This window comes from Clostridium estertheticum, assembly GCF_018861295.1.
GTDB lineage: Bacteria > Bacillota > Clostridia > Clostridiales > Clostridiaceae > Clostridium_AD > Clostridium_AD estertheticum_D.
In genome coordinates this window covers 129,850-146,751 of the sequence record NZ_JAHLDM010000005.1, presented here as the reverse complement: position 1 = coordinate 146,751, position 16,902 = coordinate 129,850, and the positions used below count along the sequence as shown (strand labels likewise).

Sequence of the window (16,902 nt, the reverse complement as noted above, 5' to 3'; positions counted from 1 at the left end):
ATGGAGCTAGCAATAGGAATTGAACCTACAACCTGCTGATTACAAGTCAGCTGCTCTACCGTTGAGCCATGCTAGCATATAGTTATTCGATTATAAAAAAATTGTTATGGTGGGAACAACAGGGTTCGAACCTGTGACCCTCTGCTTGTAAGGCAGATGCTCTCCCAGCTGAGCTATGCTCCCAGAATTAAATAAACACGATAAATGGTGGAGGAGGATGGATTCGAACCATCGAAACATTACGTAACAGATTTACAGTCTGCCCCCTTTGGCCACTCGGGAACTCCTCCATATGTGGAGCTGGCAATAGGAATTGAACCTACAACCTGCTGATTACAAGTCAGCTGCTCTACCGTTGAGCCATGCCAGCACATTATGAATATATCGCTTTACCGTGTCGACAAGGATTATTATACAACTTAAAATAACAAATTTCAAATTTATTTTTCTTAAATAAACGACTTCTTCTCTACATTACTATATCATTCTCATATTTACTCAGTATTAAACGCTAATACAACTTTTTATTATTTAAGAGTTTTCTTATATATTTTTCCTAAATATAGTTAATCCAGTTCTTCTGCCAAGTTCATATCTATAAACCTTCCAGCTACTTTTCGAACTTTGTCATACTCTTTTTCTGATAAATCCTTTTTCAATAATTTAAGTGCTTTAAGAACACCCCCCTCAGCATCTTTAGAATATAAATATTCCTGCACTTTCTTATACTCCTCTTTATCTAACTTCATGCTTACATATAATAACTTGATTTTATCAGAAGCAGTTAAATTTTCTTTTATTTTTGATGCGGATACTTTAAAGACTGCTTTTTCATTTTTTTCTATATAATTATAATAATTTTCTAGACTATCCTTCTCCTCCTCATTTTTTTTAGTATCTTTATCTGGTGAAATCATATTTGAGCTACTACCGCTCACCTTTTCTTCTTCGTTTTTATAATTACTACTCAATTTTTTATCCTGCATGTCGTGCTTTATAAGCACTTTAGCCACATCATTATTAACTGTTCTTGAATTAGATTTTTTTGTATACTCAGCCACTTCAGGTTTATGCAAATTATTAACATAGTAATGATATGAAACCATGCTAAGCACACTTATTAAAGTAGAGAATATAATAATGAATAACGAATTAATTCTTTTCATAACAATATCACCCCAAATAATTATTATATATATAGATTATTTGCCAATTAATGATTTTTTTATTCTTTATCATAATAATGCTCGGAGTTTATTCATATAAATGATTCATAGGAAAATAAATAAGAATTGTTTTTCAAAGGCAGAAATGCAAGGAGGTATATTTCTTGAGCAAAGCTAAAACCAATTATAAAGACCCTTTAGCATACTATACAATTTCTAATTTTCTAAAAGACTATATTGACAAAAATACTCTAGTCGTTTGCATCGGTACCGATAGATGTATAGGTGATTGCCTTGGACCTTTAGTCGGTACCTTTTTAAAGAATAGCTCCTTTCCATTACCCGTTTATGGCACTATAGATAATCCGATTCATGCCTTAAACATAGATAGTAAGTTATCTGAAATAAACGCAAAACACCCAAACTGTACTATCATAGGTGTTGATGCATGTCTTGGCGATATTGCAAATATTGGCGAAATCCAAGCTAGGAATTATCCAATTCATCCTGGTAAAGGTGTAGGCAAAAACCTTCCTAAAGTAGGAAATGTCTCATTAGTTGGTATAGTAGATTCAAGTAATGATAGTGAATTATTCACTAATAGAAACATAAGACTTAGTTTAGTAATGGAAATTGCTAATGTTTTAAGTAGATCCCTTATACATTCATATTATTTATATTCACTTACCACTGATCAAAATAATTTAATTCCTATTAACATGCTCTAATTACTTTATCTATAATAATTAATAGTTTTTTAATTTTTTTTCAAAATATATAAAAATAAGCAATACAATTATTAAAATAATTGTATTGCTTATTTTTATAGCTTGTTTACACTTTTTACTTTGATAAATAATTGTTATATCCACCAAATGAATTACCTAACTTATCCACATAATCCAATACTTTACCTGTTCCGAGTGCTACACATGATATCGGGTCCTCAGCCAAATATACCGGAACCTTGGTAACCTCTTGTATTAATTTGTCGAGTCCCTTTAACAATGAACCTCCACCAGTCATAATTATACCTTTATCAGCTATATCCGCCGATAACTCAGGCGGTGTTTTTTCTAACACTGAATGTGCACATCCCGCTATTTGCGATACTGCCTCTTTTAAAGCTTCTCTCATTTCCTCGGATGTTACTGCCAGATTTTTCGGAAGACCTGTAACTAAGTCCCTTCCTCTTATCTCCATACTTTCCTCTTCATCTTGTCTATAAGCACAACCTATGTTGATTTTTAAATCCTCTGCAGTTCTCTCTCCAATCATTAATTTGTGCTTTTTCCTAATATATTTTATGATATTTTCATCAAACCTATCTCCAGCTACTTTAATAGATTCACGTACGACCATGCCTCCTAAAGAAATAACTGCAATATCAGTAGTCCCTCCACCAATATCAATAACCATATTACCACTTGCTTTACTAATGTCGAGTCCAGCTCCTATCGCTGCCGCTAAAGGTTCTTCTATAAGTTGAACTTTTTTAGCTCCTGCATTTCTAGCTGCATCTTCGACTGCTCTTCTTTCCACTTCAGTTGACTCACAAGGGACACAAATCACAACCCTTGGGGCGGATAATCTTCTTTTACCACAAGCCTTCTTTATAAAGTGCTTTAACATTTTTTCAGTTATATCATAATCTGAAATAACACCGTCCCTCATAGGACGTATTGCCACAATATTTCCTGGCGTTCTTCCTATCATTTGCCTAGCTTCTTCTCCAACTGCTAGTACCCTATTATTATTTCTATCTATGGCAACAACAGAAGGTTCTTTTAAAATAACGCCTTTTCCTTTGATATATACAAGTACTGTTGCTGTTCCTAAATCAATTCCCATGTCCGTGCCCATTTTTAAAAAAAACATCTCAAAACTCACTCCTGCTCTTTAGTATATTAGATAATTAAATTATACTAAACTCTATTACATAAAGCCATAAAAATATCCTTTTTTTCCAATAATATTTTTTATAGTTTTTAGTTTGAAATGTTTTATCCTTCAATTGCCTTATATTTAAGCCTAGTTGCATCTCCACCTCTAATATGTCTTTCAGCTTTATTTAAATCCAAAATTGTTTTTGCCTGACTAGCAATTTTAGGATTTAATGTTGGCAATCTCTCCGTCATATCCTTGTGTATAGTACTCTTGCTAACTCCAAACACCTTGGCGGTTCTTCTTATTGTGGATTTCGACTCAATAATATACTTAGCAACTTCTAATACTCTGTCTTCAATATAGTCTTTCAAAGTGTTACCTCCTAAACCCTTCTATATTAATAAATATGCAATACCTTGCTTTTAAATTCCATTCCAATTAGTCATCTGACCATATATTTCGGAAAAACAACTAATTGAGATGGTCATTATTTTTTATTTTGTTTTTGCGGGTTGGTATTTATCATATTTTATATATTTAGCAGGATCAATATTCGTATTATTTTGCAAAACTTCAAAATGCAAATGAGAACCATATACTTCTTTATATGAATTTAAACTAGAGTTTCCCACTGTACCAATTTGATGTTTTTTACTTACTTTATCACCCTTTTTTACTAATATTTTTTCACTTAAGCTAGTATATTTAGTAACAAGGCCATTTTGATGATCTATTACAACCATATTTCCATTTTGACCTACAACATCAGTACCAACTTCTTTAACTATTCCATCCATTGCCGCAACCACCGGCTCGCCTGTTTTAGCTTGAATATCAACTCCTAAATTTGTTCTATAGCTTCCATCAGTCTTGAAGACTACTGAATCAATTTCTTTTGAATATGCTCTTGCGAGTAGCCCATTAGCCACTGGATTTGCAAATTGAGCATTAACTGAGCTAGAAACTGCAGCAGTTGCTACACTTTTTATGTTAGGCACTGGTTTAAGTTCTTTAGTCTTAGCTATATTTTCTTTTTTCACTTGAAGAGCACCATCGTATTCCTTTTGATTCCCTTTATTTACATTACCTGCATTCGCTTGTTCCTTTTGTACTGCTTCCTGATTGCTTGCAATTTTACTTTTATTATTTGCTGTTATAGATGCCACTGCAGCTACTATACATAAACAAACAAATAAAATTACGTAGAAGCCCTCCTTCTTGAAAAAGTTTAATGCCTTATTGTTTGCGTTTTTATTCATACAAACACCTCCATTTGTATTTTTGTCCATAATTTAATAAAACATACATTTTTCATTAAATTATTTTACTTTTTTTCAAAATTTTAGGCTAGTTATACCTCTATATAGGATAACCAGCCTAATTTATATGACTTTTTATTTAGATACGGAGGTGCCTTGATAATAATGAGTTAAAATATCAACATATTTTTTTCCGTTTTTAGCCATAACCTCTGCTCCATATTGACTCATTCCAACATCATGACCATATCCACTAGAATCCACTTCTACACTACTTGAATTAAATTTTATTTTAAAATTAGCTGATTTTAAACCGAGCATTGTTCTAAATTTACTTCCTGTCATAGTTATGCTTCCTACCTTAATGTTCTTAACACTTCCAGCCTGGGTTCTATCAATTATTGTTATTTGGTTTCTAATGTTAGAAGAGGATACCCTAGCATTATCGTAATTTTTATTTATAATTTGACTTAACTCTTTATAATTAAAAGTTTTACTACTTTTACTATTTTTTAATTTTTCCTCACCCGGGCTTGCTACACTCCTTAAATAGGGTATACTCGTACTAAATACATCCTCAGAATTTTCTGTTTCCCCACTACTTGTAGAAAAATAGTATGGCTCCATTACTAATTTGTCATTATATGTTAAAACTTTACCCGCTGTTGCTTCAACTGCATTCTTAATCTTATTCCAGTATTCCTCACCTCTAACTCTACCCCATACTTTTACACGTTCATCTTTAGTCATATAAACTTGGCAGTGAACTGTATCACATACATTAGCTCCTTTTCCATTTTTACATCCAACTCCACCTAATAAAGTAACATGGGCTAAAGCATACGTCCTAGCAGCTACTGCTTGAGCTTTTATAGCTTCTATCTCAAATTCAACAGGCATTTCTGATGCTACGACTCCAGTAACATAATCTTCTAAATTAAGTTCTTTTATAGTATTTTCCTTTGTCATAAACACCCTGATTTTAGTAACTTTTGGCATTAAATCATATTTGATATCACTTTTATTGTCTCCTGATTTAGCCACATTGCTTTTATTATCTCCTGATTTAACTACAGTGCTTTTATTTTTATCTCTCTGTATATTTATATATTTATTATTTCCAACCCCCACTATTAACACAGACGTAATAACTACAAACGCAACAAACGCAATGATTAATAGAATAATGTTCTTTAAATGTATTGCACTAAAACCTCTTCTCATTTTTTCCTCCCCCTCGTTATAAACAAGTTTTACTCTATACATATTAATTAAACATAAAAATTATTACTTTTTTAGGACTATTGAGCCTATGTTAGGTAATAAAACTTGTACACTTTTAAATAACATTATAAAAAAAATCGGAATATATTGTTATTTAATATATTCCAATTCTTTAATTTTTATGCTATATTTTTTTATTTCTTGTTGTTTATTTAAATTCACCAAAACTTATATTACTTATCATAATGCACTCTTTCTATATCTGCTCCTAAGCCTCTTAATTTCTTTTCAATTGACACATACCCTCTATCAATATGATATATGTCCTTTATTGTAGTTGTGCCCTCCGCTGTAAGCCCTGCGAGTATTAGTGCTGCCCCCGCTCTTAAATCTGTAGCTGTGACCTCTGAGCCTGTAAATGTATCTATACCTTCAATTACTGCACTTCTACCGTCTATTTTTATATTTGCTCCCATTCTCTTAAGTTCTACAGCGTGCATAAACCTATTTTCAAAAATGGTTTCCGTTATTATACTTGTCCCTTTTACTGTACATAATAAACTCATCATCTGTGCTTGCATATCAGTGGGAAACCCTGGATACGGCATTGTTTTTAAATCTATCGGATTTAACTTTTGCCTACCATCCACTATTACACTATTTTTATTGATTTCTATTGCTACCCCCATTTCTGTAAGTTTTGCTATTATTGGCTTTGAATGAATCTCGTCAACTCCATTAATTTTAATTAAGCTTTTTGTTATTGCAGCAGTTATCATAAATGTACCTGCCTCTATCCTGTCATATATCGGCTTATGAACAACTTCTTTAAAATCTTTTACTCCTAGTATCCTTATAGTATCTGTTCCTTCTCCATCAACTTTTGCTCCCATCGCTCTTAAAAATATTGCTAAATCAACAATTTCTGGTTCCTCTGCTGCATTTCCTATTATGGTTTCACCCTGCGCAAGAGTTGCCGCCATCATTATATTTTCCGTAGCACCAACCGACGGGTAATCTAAATATATGTTGCTTCCTATTAATTTTCTTGCTTTTGCTTCCACATATCCATGACCTACCGACACCTCTGCACCTAATGCTGATAATCCCTTTAAATGAAGATCAATTGGCCTAGTTCCAATATTACATCCACCAGGTAGAGATATCTTAAAACTTCCGAATCTTCCAAGCATTGGCCCCATTATTAAGAAAGATGCTCTCATCTTCCTTACTAATTCATCGTTAGCTCCATTAGCAAATATATTAGCAGTATTTATTTTAACCCTTTTATTAATTTTATCTATACTAATATCAGCTCTAAGAGATTTTAATACATCACAAATTACAAATACATCTTCAAGCATCGGAGTATTTTCAATAGTACAATTATTACCATTTAATATAGTTGCTGCAAGTATAGGAAGGACCGAATTTTTAGCTGCACTTATATTCACTTCACCCTCTAATTTTTTCCCACCCTTTATAATAAATCTATCCATCCATTTCCTCCATATTATTGATAATTTTTAATAATTTTTAATAAGTTGTAATTATTTCAGGTGTACCTATGATAATGTACTTTCCTGATAAATAACTACATACAGCATAATTAAAATCAATTAACTTGTTATTAATTACCTTCTCATCAAATTTTCTGGTATATGCCATAGTACTTAATCCATTATTTAAATTCACCGTCTCAATATTTTCAGTTCCATAAGATTTTAATATTTTTATTATTTTTTGATTAATAACATTAATATTATTTGCTCCACCATTTTTACTAGTTTCTTTAACTTTTGCCTTTAAATATAGAAAATACTTAACATTTTTGCCTCTACAGCCAATGCTAGCATTAACCTTATTTTTAAGAGATGCTAATCCATCTTCATTACTTACGTTACTTATATTTATAGTTATAAGACTCTTATTTTTGTATTTCAGAGCCTCTACATATCCCTTTGCATTCTCACTTGAAAAATCTACGTTATAGGAATCTTTATTTTCAGTTCTAGTTAATATTGTTTTTTTATTATCAAGATCTAATGCTAAAATTAAATAGTTACAAATCTCTTTCGATTCCTCTTGAGTTTCGAAGCATGTCTTTAATCCATATTCTACTGTTTTGCTTTTAGTTTGGATTAATATTTCATCAAATAAATTAAGATTTTCATGTGCACTAGTGAATCTAATATTAATTTGCATAATAGCAATACTTAATACTATACATAAAAGCGTTATGCCTTTTTTTCTCATTTTAATCCCCCTACCCTTTGGTTAAATTGCTGGCAACAATTAAATTCTTGACAACAATTTACCTTTTTATTCTATAACTATCAGTTTTTATTTTTTTATCCTGTTAATAAAATTATCCCCCAGCACAAGTGTGAAGAGGGCTATTTTATTTAAAATATAGGTAGGGTATATAGGATTAATCAAACTTTATATATATCTTTTCTTTATACTACTAATATATAAAATTCCAATTAAAATGTGCTTAAAACAATTTAATACTGCTCACTTAGATTATTAAATCAACTTTAGTTTATTTTTGAGCATAAAAAAATGAAGATAAATTAATATCTTCATTTTTTTTAGTTTCTACCCTTTTGTCTTAAGTCTCATAACCGACCTTAAAACAGCACTCTCAGCTCGTTTCAAACTGACCTCATCATCAGTATTTAATCTTTTTTCTGCTCTTTTTTTAGCCTCGTTTGCTCTTTCAACATCTATATCTTCTGGCCATTCACAGGCGCTACATAACATTTCTACTTCACCTTTAAGAACTCTTAAGACACCCGTTGATGTAAAAGCTTTTAACTCTTTCCCATCAACTTGTATAAATGTTGTAACTGTTGGTTTTAATTGAGATATCATAGGAACATGATTCGCAAGAATACCAAATACACCTTCATCACTCTGTGTGTTAAGGCTCAGAATATCACCACTATAAAACTGCTTCTCAGGAGTAATCATAGTAAGCTTTATATGATTTTTCATAAAATAACACCGACCTTTCTATGTACATATCCTTAAAGAATAATTAATAATTTTTACTAGTTATCTTAAATAAAATAAGTAACATAATGGCTAACTGCTATCTAAAAAACATTATTGATTAGCCAAAGTCTTCGCTTTCTCTACTGCTTCTTCTATAGAACCAACAAACATAAATGCAGCTTCAGGTAATTCATCATGTTTTCCTTCAAGAATTTCTTTAAAACCTCTAACGGTTTCTTTTACTGGTACAAATTTACCTTTCATTCCAGTAAACTGCTCAGCTACCGTAAATGGTTGAGATAAGAATCTTTGTACTTTTCTTGCTCTTGTTACTACTAATTTATCTTCTTCAGATAATTCATCCATACCAAGTATTGCAATAATATCTTGAAGTTCTTTATATCTTTCAAGTATATGTTTAACCTCTATTGTAACATCATAATGTTCCCTACCAACTATTCTAGGATCAAGCATTGTTGATGTCGATTCTAATGGATCTACTGCCGGATATATACCAAGTTCAACTATTCCTCTTGAGAGTACTGTAGTAGCATCAAGATGTGTAAATGTAGTTGCCGGAGCAGGATCTGTAAAATCATCTGCTGGTACATACACTGCCTGAACAGATGTAATTGAACCTTGCTTTGTAGATGTGATTCTCTCTTGTAATTGTCCCATTTCTGTAGCAAGTGTTGGTTGGTAACCAACCGCACTTGGTATTCTTCCAAGTAGTGCAGAAACCTCAGAACCAGCTTGCGTAAATCTAAAAATGTTATCTATAAACAATAGTACATCCTTACCTTGATCTCTAAAATTTTCGCACATAGTAAGACCAGTTAACGCAACTCTCATCCTAGCACCAGGCGGCTCATTCATTTGTCCAAAAACCAAAGCAGTTTTAGAAATAACTCCTGACTCCTTCATTTCATTGTAAAGATCGTTTCCTTCTCTTGTTCTCTCACCAACACCAGTAAATACTGAAAGACCATTATGCTCTTTTGCAATATTATTCATAAGTTCTTGTATAAGAACAGTTTTACCAACTCCTGCACCACCCAAAAGGCCAATTTTTCCACCCTTTTGATATGGTGCTATAAGATCTATTACCTTAATTCCTGTTTCAAACACTTCTGGTTCAACAGATTGTTCTGCAAATGTTGGAGCTGACCTATGAATAGGCATATATTTATCTACCTTAACTTCACCCATTTCATCCACAGGTTTTCCAAGAACATTAAATAACCTTCCAAGAACCACATCTCCAACTGGCACCATTATTGGGTGCTCTGTATCAATAGCATCTAGTCCTCTTCTTAAACCTTCTGTACCTTCCATAGCTATCGCTCTTACAATATCATCACCGATATGTTGTTCAACCTCAGCTACAATTACTCTATCTTTCATTTGAATTTCAATACTATTATAAATGTTAGGAAGACTGTCTGAGTCAAACTTTATATCTATAACCGGTCCTATTACTTGAACGACTTTGCCTATATGTCCTGCCATTAATCTCTCTCCTTTCTACTTTAGAGCCTCCGCTCCTCCGACTATTTCTGAAATTTCTTGTGTAATTGAATATTGTCTACTTCTATTATATTTCAAATTAAGTTTATCAAGTATGTCATTAGCATTTTCAGTGGCTGATCCCATAGATTCCATTCTAGATTTATGCTCACTTGCTTTTGAATGTAACATTGAATTTAGTGTTTTACCACCTAAAAATAAGGTTGTTATTTCACCTAATGCTTTTTCATCTATTGCTTCAATATTTACATACTCTTTATTCCTATTTTCTTCATCTTCAAAATTTAGAGGAAGTAACTTTTCAATTTTAACTTCATTTTTCAGTGCTGAAATAAGTTTTTTATAAACAATATAAACCTCACCTATTTCATCATTATTATACATGTTGAAAGCATGATTAATAATAGTAGTGGCTTCTTTTTGAGTAGGAACATCCGAAATATCGACATATTCAGCCACAGTTTCAATATTGAGCTTTTTGAATATAACTCTTCCTTTATGGCCTACTATAATTATATCGTATTCTTCTTTATTGTCTTTAAGTTTACTTATCAATTCATTTACTATTGCCCAATTAAAGCCGCCACAAAGACCTGTATCCGAAGTCAAAACAACATACATTTTCTTACTACTTTTGTTCCCTTTTATATAAATACTATCCTCGTCATAATTATCTTTAACTTGTTTAATAACTTCCTCAAGCTTATCTACATAATTATTATTAGTATCCAATTTTTTTCTTATCTTTTGGTATTTAGATGTCGAAACTAATCCCATTGCTTTTGTAATTTTCGTAGTATTTGTTATAGATCTTATTCTTCGTTTAATTGCAACAAGCCCTGCACCTGCCATGTTTCACCTCTCTTTAGTCTTGACTATATATTATCAATGCCATTTAGCTCTGATAATATATAGTCAACACAAATTAATTATAGCTTAAAGGTGCTATATTAATTGATTCCTTATATTTAATTAAATTAATTCTTCTCTTTACTTATCTTTAAATTAAACTCTTCTCTTACTTATCTTTAAATTAAACTCTTCTCTTACTTATCATCAATAGCGAATATTTCTTTAAATTCATCTATAGCCTCAGTAAGTTGTTGTTTTAATTTATCATCTAACACTTTGTTTGTAATTATTGTTTTACCTATTTCTCCATGATGTGTATCCATAAACTCAAAAAATTCTTTTTCAAATCGTGTTATTTCAGATACTGGAATATCTGCAAGACGGTTACCAGCCCCAGCAAAGAAAATCATAACTTGTTTTTCTACTGATACTGGTGAATATTGATCTTGCCTCAATATCTCCATTAATCTTTTACCCTTTTCCAGCCTCATTTTAGCATCATTATCAAGATCTGTTCCAAATTGAGCAAAAGAAGCAAGTTCTCTATATTGGGCAAGTTCAAGTCTTAAAGTTCCTGTAACTTGTTTCATAGCTTTAATTTGTGCATTTCCACCAACTCTTGATACAGATATTCCAGCATTAATTGCTGGTCTTTGTCCAGAATGGAACAATTCAGCTTCAAGGAATATTTGTCCATCTGTTATAGAAATAACATTAGTTGGTATATATGCCGTAACATCTCCTGCAAGAGTTTCTATTATAGGAAGTGCGGTTAATGACCCTCCACCCAATTTATCTGAAAGTTTTGCTGCTCTTTCTAACAATCTTGAATGAATATAGAATACGTCTCCTGGATATGCTTCTCTACCTGGTGGTCTACGAAGTAATAATGACATAGCTCTATAAGCTACAGCATGTTTAGATAAATCATCATAAACTATTAATACATTCTTACCATTATGCATAAAGAATTCACCCATTGTGCATCCAGCATAAGGCGCCAAATATTGAAGTGGTGCTGAATGCGAAGCTGTAGATGCTACAACTATTGTATAATCCATAGCTCCCATTTCAGATAGTGTATTAACAATATGCGCAACAGTAGATTGTTTTTGACCAATGGCAACATATATACATATAACATCTTTGCCCTTTTGATTTATAATAGTATCTGTAGTTAAAGCAGTTTTACCTGTTTGTCTATCTCCAATTATAAGTTCTCTTTGTCCTCTTCCAATTGGCACCATAGAGTCTATTGCTTTAATTCCAGTTTGAAGCGGTTCCTTAACTGATTGTCTTGAAATAACTCCAGGTGCTATTACCTCAACTGGTCTTGTCTCTGTAGTTTTAATTGGTCCTTTACCGTCTATTGGTACACCTAATGCATCAACAACTCTTCCTATTAAAGCTTCTCCTACAGGAACTTCTACAACCTTACCAGTTCTTTTTACTATGTCGCCTTCTTTGATTCCCTCTTCTGATCCTAAAAGCACACATCCTACGTTATCTTGTTCTAAATTTAATGCCATACCAAATATGCCATTAGGGAACTCTAAAAGCTCATTTTCCATACATTCATCTAATCCATAAACCCTTGCAATTCCATCACCTATCTGAATTATTGTTCCAGAGTCGACAGTTTCAATTGTTTTTTTATAACCTTCGATTTCTTTTTTTATTATAGATGTTATTTCTTCTGGTTTTATATTCATAAACTCACCTCTTTTCCTATTTAAACATTAATTTTTTCATTTCATCTAATTTGCTTTGTATTGTACCATCGATAACATCATCACCGATTCTTATATATACTCCACCAATAATTTTATTATCTAATTTTTCATCAAAAATAATCTTTTTATCATACATCTTTGCTAATTTAAGCCTGAGATTCTCCCTTTCAGTTTCTACAAGGGGAATTACTGTCTTAACTTCTGCTAATAGTGTATTGGTACGCTCTAGATGTATTTTCTCCATTTCTTTAAGGTTTGCTTCGAGAAACAATATTCTATCTTTTTCTATAAGTATAAGCAAAAATGATAACAATCCATCATCTATTTTACCTTTGAAAAGTTCAGTAAAAAGTTCCTTTTTTTTAGATGTACCGATTTTGGGATGTTTAATAACTTTTAGGAAATCAACATCGTTTTTAATAAGCGAAACAATTTCCCGCAAGTCATCTAAATATTCTTCTACTTTCCCTTTTCCATCGGCAACTTCATATAGTGCTAATGCGTATCTCTTATATAAGTATTCATACATTTTAGCTACCTACCTTAACAATAAAATCTTCTATTAATTTTCTATGCTCTTTTTCATCAATATGTTTTTCAAGAGCTCTTTCAGATAATATTAAAGATAAATCTATAACTTGTTTTTGAATTTCACTTGCTGCTTTTTCTTTTTCTCTTTCTATTTCGACTCTTGATCTGTCCATTAGTGTAACTGACTCTTTTTTCGCATCATCAATGATTTCCTGAGAAATGTTTTGAGCTTTCAATTTATACTCTTCTACTATTTCTCTTCCTTTTGTCTTTGAATCATGTAATAATTTATCTTTTTCTATTCTTGAATTTTCTGCTTTTTGTTCATTATCTTTAGCATTTTTAATAGATGTATTTATTCCATTTTTTCTATCATCCATTATCTTATTTACTGGCTTACTAAAAAAGTACCTTAATATTAATCCCAATACAATAAAATTTATTATAGTCCATATAATTGTATTCCAATTTATAGTCAAATTCATAATCTATTAAAGCCCCCTTTAGGCCTAATTTCAAAATTTTTCATTTTGATATGTACCATTTTACTTAAATGCTAAAATTAGTGCTATTAAGAATGCATAAATAGCTGTAGCTTCTGAGAATGCTGCACCTATTACTAATGTACTAATTATAGATCCTCTAGCTTCTGGTTGTCTTGCTACTCCCTCTACAGCTTTAGCTGCAGCATTACCTGTTCCTATTCCTCCGCCAATACATCCTATTGCTGCAAGACCTGCGCCTATTGCAGATGCTCCTGTGATTATTGTTGCTGAATCTATAGCCATAATATATTCCTCCTTAATTTTTAAAAACTAAATTTAATGCTCTGCTATTACTTTTATGTTAATCATAGTTAACATAACAAAAATAACCATTTGAATAAGTCCATCGAACAAATCAAAATAAAAATGCAAGGGTATAGGTATTAAAAATTGGGCAAATCCACTCAAACTAGCTAAGCCTGTATATGCCAAATCTATTATTACAACCCCTGCAGTTATATTTCCAAATAATCGAAAACTTAATGATACTGGTAACATAACTCTTTCCATTAGATTGATAGGTAATATAAATGCGTATGGTTCAACATACCCTTTAAAATAGTGCCCTATACCTATCTTCTTTATAGCAAACCATTGAACAACAACAAATGTTATTAATGCTAACGCCAACGATACACTATAATCTGATGTTGCAGGTGTAATACCTACCATTCCTGAGATATTTACAATACTAAGGAAGACAACTATTGTTGCTACATAAGGTACAAACCCCATATATTCTTCTCCCATATTGTCTTTGACAAGATTGTTAATAAAGTCCATAATCATTTCTATTATATTCTGCTTCTTATCGGGGATTATTTTCAAGTTTCTTGTAAAGATTGCACATAATATAGCTATTACGGCTATCATGCACCACTGAACAAATATGCTTCCTGCAATCCCAATACTGTACCCAAAGAATTTAATATGAAATAACGGCGCTATTTTATCCATTAAATCACTTCCTTTCACTATTCTTGTTGTTTATTCCGTAATACACTAAAGCTATGAACTGCACACTATATCCGAAGATATATGCAATTATATTGAACATATTGTGTCTGCCAATAGCAAACCCAATAACACTCACTAATAAAACTCTTATAAAAGACCCTACTACAATCATACCTTTACCTTTTAAATTTTTACTCTCAAGAGAATACTCTACTGTAATACCATTAACATAAAGATTCATTAGTGCTATTATTATCCCTAATAAAAAAAATAATGTATATGATTTAGCTGTAAAATAAATTATTGTAATAAAAATCAATGAAATAAAGAAATCATATATAGCAATTTTTTTAAACATGTTCCTAAAATCACTATTCACTTTTACTTCTCCTTACTTTCTAACAATATTGTAATTATAGTCTACTAATTTTCATAAATAAAACTCCAAATTCCTTGATATCTCAAGTTTTAAAGCCAAATTCATCTTTTTTTTCATCTAAATACCATTATTCCTCTATATAACTCCTTATTATGGTTTAATACGTCTAAATAACTAATTATAAATCTATATTATTCAATTAAACTACATTTTAATAATATTATGAACTTTCTTAACATTCATAATATTACATTGTATCTTCCACTGTCAATGGGTTTTATTAACTTTAGTATGTGCATTTTATTTGAGTAAACAGTTACAAATGATTTATATTTTTAAATATTACCAGTTAAGTATATTGTTTCTTAGAAACAATTGCAAGTTATAGTTTTCAATATTTCACTTTTTCTTTTAATCATTGTCATTTCATGTTATTATCACCAGTTATACTCGCCAATATACCTCTACTTAATGATGTTTTTAAGTATATAGGCTCTTATATACCTTATACCTTGATATTTAATATACTCAGACCTAATTTCTTGTTACTCATGATTATGAATTTTATAATCTTCACTGCTGTTATTTTAGACTGCTTTATTTATTAGAATTTTAAAAAAATAAATTTAAGAATTTAATTCTTAAATTTATCCACGCAACTTCAAATTGAAATGTCGTTAAAGTAGTTTACCAGTGCATCCACTATCTTAACCGAAGCATTCCCATCACCATAAGGGTTAATTGATTTACTCATATTATTATACTCTTCTACATTTCTAATTAGCTTATTAGCCTCGAGTATTATTTTATCTCTATCTATTCCAACCAGCCTCACTGTGCCAGCACTCAGGGCTTCTACCCTCTCCGTAACATCTCTAAGCACTAAAACTGGTTTTCCCAAATGAGGTGCCTCTTCTTGAATTCCTCCTGAATCGGTCATTACAAGATAACATTTTTTCATTAAATTATGAATTTCCCTAGTATCTATAGGTCTAAGCAGGTGTATTCTAGAAACATCCTTTAAAATATTATAAACCACATCTTTAACTACTGGATTTGGATGAACAAGATACAATACTTCTACATCTAGATTTTCTTCAACAATTGTTTTTAAAGCTTTGCATATATTTTCAATTCCAATTCCCCAATTTTCTCTTCTATGAGCCGTAACCATTATAATTTTTTTGTTTTTAAAATCAATTAAATTTAACTCATGATTTTCAAAAACATAATTTTCTTTTATTGTATATTTCATAGCATCTATAACTGTATTTCCTGTAACAAAAATATTCTTTTCATCTATTCCCTCTCGTAATAAATTTTCTCTAGAGATAGTTGTAGGTGCAAAATGTAGCTCTGTTAAGGCACCAGTCAATTTTCTATTAATCTCTTCAGGATAAGGTGAATATTTATTATGACTTCTAAGACCTGCTTCTACATGCCCTACAGGTATCTTTCTATAAAACGCTGCAAGTGCTGCCGCAAAAGTAGTAGTAGTATCTCCATGTACTAAAACCATATCCGGCTTTTCTTTATCAAAAATTTCCTCAAGTCCAGAAATCACAGAACATGTTATCCCTGTTAAACTTTGTTTTGTTTTCATTATGTTTAAATCATACTCAGGTTTTATGTTAAAAATTTCAAGAACTTGGTCCAATATTTCTCTATGTTGTGCGGTAACACATACCTTACATTTTATTTGAGGAACTTTTTCAAGTTCCTTAATTAGAGGTGCCATTTTTATGGCCTCAGGCCTCGTACCAAATATAACCATAATTTTAATATTTTCCACCAGATACCTCCTATATAAATTCAATTTATTATCACATATAAGCTAGGAAA

Annotated in this window: 18 protein-coding genes and 4 tRNA genes; 1 reads left to right on the top strand and 21 read right to left on the bottom strand. The window is 31.3% G+C overall.

The features are described 5' to 3' along the window. Position 1: 1 nt before the first annotated feature. The 5 genes from KPL54_RS07505 to KPL54_RS07485 form a co-directional block, all read right to left on the bottom strand. Positions 2-76: transfer RNA gene (locus KPL54_RS07505), tRNA-Thr, on the bottom strand. Between the two features lie 31 nt (positions 77-107). After that, a tRNA-Val gene (locus KPL54_RS07500) sits at positions 108-183 on the bottom strand. Between the two features lie 22 nt (positions 184-205). Further along, a tRNA-Tyr gene (locus KPL54_RS07495) sits at positions 206-290 on the bottom strand. 5 nt (positions 291-295) lie between these two features. Beyond that, positions 296-370 (bottom strand) — tRNA-Thr (locus KPL54_RS07490). 196 nt (positions 371-566) lie between these two features. Beyond that, entirely contained in the window at positions 567-1,166 is a 600-nt protein-coding gene (locus tag KPL54_RS07485; protein WP_216105978.1) for a hypothetical protein, read from the bottom strand. 164 nt (positions 1,167-1,330) lie between these two features. On the opposite strand from KPL54_RS07485, the gene yyaC reads away from it, so the two are divergent. Beyond that, positions 1,331-1,894 carry a spore protease YyaC gene (yyaC, locus tag KPL54_RS07480; RefSeq protein WP_216105977.1) on the top strand — a complete coding sequence of 188 codons (564 nt, stop codon included), beginning with the start codon at positions 1,331-1,333 and terminating at the stop codon, positions 1,892-1,894. 115 nt (positions 1,895-2,009) lie between these two features. On the opposite strand, the gene mreB is transcribed toward yyaC, so the two are convergent. The 16 genes from mreB to wecB all read right to left on the bottom strand — a co-directional run bounded on the left by mreB (position 2,010) and on the right by wecB (position 16,852). Next, a complete protein-coding gene (mreB, locus tag KPL54_RS07475) occupies positions 2,010-3,044 on the bottom strand; it encodes a rod shape-determining protein (protein WP_216105976.1) in 1,035 nt (344 codons plus the stop codon). A gap of 125 nt (positions 3,045-3,169) precedes the next feature. Further along, entirely contained in the window at positions 3,170-3,424 is a 255-nt protein-coding gene (spoIIID, locus tag KPL54_RS07470) for a sporulation transcriptional regulator SpoIIID (protein WP_216105975.1), read from the bottom strand. A gap of 123 nt (positions 3,425-3,547) precedes the next feature. Beyond that, positions 3,548-4,312, bottom strand: coding sequence for a M23 family metallopeptidase (locus KPL54_RS07465; protein WP_216105974.1), 765 nt, complete (start codon positions 4,310-4,312; stop codon positions 3,548-3,550). A gap of 135 nt (positions 4,313-4,447) precedes the next feature. Next, entirely contained in the window at positions 4,448-5,536 is a 1,089-nt protein-coding gene (gene spoIID, locus KPL54_RS07460) for a stage II sporulation protein D (RefSeq protein WP_216105973.1), read from the bottom strand. A gap of 233 nt (positions 5,537-5,769) precedes the next feature. After that, the gene (gene murA / locus KPL54_RS07455) at positions 5,770-7,035 is read right to left on the bottom strand and encodes a UDP-N-acetylglucosamine 1-carboxyvinyltransferase (protein WP_216105972.1); all 1,266 of its coding nucleotides are present in this window, start codon (positions 7,033-7,035) and stop codon (positions 5,770-5,772) included. Between the two features lie 37 nt (positions 7,036-7,072). Beyond that, a complete protein-coding gene (locus KPL54_RS07450; RefSeq protein WP_216105971.1) occupies positions 7,073-7,792 on the bottom strand; it encodes a YwmB family TATA-box binding protein in 720 nt (239 codons plus the stop codon). A gap of 345 nt (positions 7,793-8,137) precedes the next feature. Continuing rightward, the gene (locus KPL54_RS07445; RefSeq protein WP_216105970.1) at positions 8,138-8,536 is read right to left on the bottom strand and encodes a F0F1 ATP synthase subunit epsilon; all 399 of its coding nucleotides are present in this window, start codon (positions 8,534-8,536) and stop codon (positions 8,138-8,140) included. A 111-nt stretch (positions 8,537-8,647) separates the two neighbouring features. Then, positions 8,648-10,045 (bottom strand): F0F1 ATP synthase subunit beta, encoded by a 1,398-nt coding sequence (gene atpD / locus KPL54_RS07440; protein WP_216105969.1) that lies wholly within the window; start codon positions 10,043-10,045, stop codon positions 8,648-8,650. Positions 10,046-10,060: 15 nt separating this feature from the next. Beyond that, positions 10,061-10,915, bottom strand: coding sequence for an ATP synthase F1 subunit gamma (atpG, locus tag KPL54_RS07435; protein WP_152749745.1), 855 nt, complete (start codon positions 10,913-10,915; stop codon positions 10,061-10,063). A 194-nt stretch (positions 10,916-11,109) separates the two neighbouring features. Next, positions 11,110-12,627, bottom strand: a complete 1,518-nt coding sequence (atpA, locus tag KPL54_RS07430; protein ID WP_216105968.1) for a F0F1 ATP synthase subunit alpha — start codon at positions 12,625-12,627, stop codon at positions 11,110-11,112. A 16-nt stretch (positions 12,628-12,643) separates the two neighbouring features. Continuing rightward, positions 12,644-13,177, bottom strand: coding sequence for a F0F1 ATP synthase subunit delta (locus KPL54_RS07425; RefSeq protein WP_216105967.1), 534 nt, complete (start codon positions 13,175-13,177; stop codon positions 12,644-12,646). A gap of 1 nt (position 13,178) precedes the next feature. Beyond that, positions 13,179-13,664, bottom strand: coding sequence for a F0F1 ATP synthase subunit B (locus tag KPL54_RS07420; RefSeq protein WP_216105966.1), 486 nt, complete (start codon positions 13,662-13,664; stop codon positions 13,179-13,181). A gap of 60 nt (positions 13,665-13,724) precedes the next feature. Continuing rightward, positions 13,725-13,967 carry an ATP synthase F0 subunit C gene (gene atpE / locus KPL54_RS07415; RefSeq protein WP_071611079.1) on the bottom strand — a complete coding sequence of 81 codons (243 nt, stop codon included), beginning with the start codon at positions 13,965-13,967 and terminating at the stop codon, positions 13,725-13,727. Positions 13,968-14,000: 33 nt separating this feature from the next. Next, positions 14,001-14,681: a F0F1 ATP synthase subunit A gene (locus tag KPL54_RS07410; RefSeq protein WP_216105965.1), complete on the bottom strand. Its 681-nt coding sequence runs from the start codon at positions 14,679-14,681 to the stop codon at positions 14,001-14,003. A gap of 4 nt (positions 14,682-14,685) precedes the next feature. Further along, positions 14,686-15,060 (bottom strand): ATP synthase subunit I, encoded by a 375-nt coding sequence (locus KPL54_RS07405; protein ID WP_216105964.1) that lies wholly within the window; start codon positions 15,058-15,060, stop codon positions 14,686-14,688. A gap of 661 nt (positions 15,061-15,721) precedes the next feature. Next, the gene (gene wecB / locus KPL54_RS07400; RefSeq protein ID WP_309245366.1) at positions 15,722-16,852 is read right to left on the bottom strand and encodes a non-hydrolyzing UDP-N-acetylglucosamine 2-epimerase; all 1,131 of its coding nucleotides are present in this window, start codon (positions 16,850-16,852) and stop codon (positions 15,722-15,724) included. Between the last annotated feature and the right edge of the window lie 50 nt (positions 16,853-16,902).

What these genes read in the sequence shown, in the direction of transcription:
- KPL54_RS07425 (WP_216105967.1), bottom strand. Translation starts at nt 13,177, where the DNA reads ATGTATGAATACTTATATAAGAGATACGCATTAGCACTATATGAAGTT.
- KPL54_RS07450 (WP_216105971.1), bottom strand. Translation starts at nt 7,792, where the DNA reads ATGAGAAAAAAAGGCATAACGCTTTTATGTATAGTATTAAGTATTGCT.
- KPL54_RS07410 (WP_216105965.1), bottom strand. Translation starts at nt 14,681, where the DNA reads ATGGATAAAATAGCGCCGTTATTTCATATTAAATTCTTTGGGTACAGT.
- atpD (WP_216105969.1), bottom strand. Translation starts at nt 10,045, where the DNA reads ATGGCAGGACATATAGGCAAAGTCGTTCAAGTAATAGGACCGGTTATA.
- KPL54_RS07465 (WP_216105974.1), bottom strand. Translation starts at nt 4,312, where the DNA reads ATGAATAAAAACGCAAACAATAAGGCATTAAACTTTTTCAAGAAGGAG.
- atpE (WP_071611079.1), bottom strand. Translation starts at nt 13,967, where the DNA reads ATGGCTATAGATTCAGCAACAATAATCACAGGAGCATCTGCAATAGGC.
- KPL54_RS07420 (WP_216105966.1), bottom strand. Translation starts at nt 13,664, where the DNA reads ATGAATTTGACTATAAATTGGAATACAATTATATGGACTATAATAAAT.
- spoIID (WP_216105973.1), bottom strand. Translation starts at nt 5,536, where the DNA reads ATGAGAAGAGGTTTTAGTGCAATACATTTAAAGAACATTATTCTATTA.
- atpA (WP_216105968.1), bottom strand. Translation starts at nt 12,627, where the DNA reads ATGAATATAAAACCAGAAGAAATAACATCTATAATAAAAAAAGAAATC.
- mreB (WP_216105976.1), bottom strand. Translation starts at nt 3,044, where the DNA reads ATGTTTTTTTTAAAAATGGGCACGGACATGGGAATTGATTTAGGAACA.
- KPL54_RS07485 (WP_216105978.1), bottom strand. Translation starts at nt 1,166, where the DNA reads ATGAAAAGAATTAATTCGTTATTCATTATTATATTCTCTACTTTAATA.
- KPL54_RS07445 (WP_216105970.1), bottom strand. Translation starts at nt 8,536, where the DNA reads ATGAAAAATCATATAAAGCTTACTATGATTACTCCTGAGAAGCAGTTT.
- murA (WP_216105972.1), bottom strand. Translation starts at nt 7,035, where the DNA reads ATGGATAGATTTATTATAAAGGGTGGGAAAAAATTAGAGGGTGAAGTG.
- atpG (WP_152749745.1), bottom strand. Translation starts at nt 10,915, where the DNA reads ATGGCAGGTGCAGGGCTTGTTGCAATTAAACGAAGAATAAGATCTATA.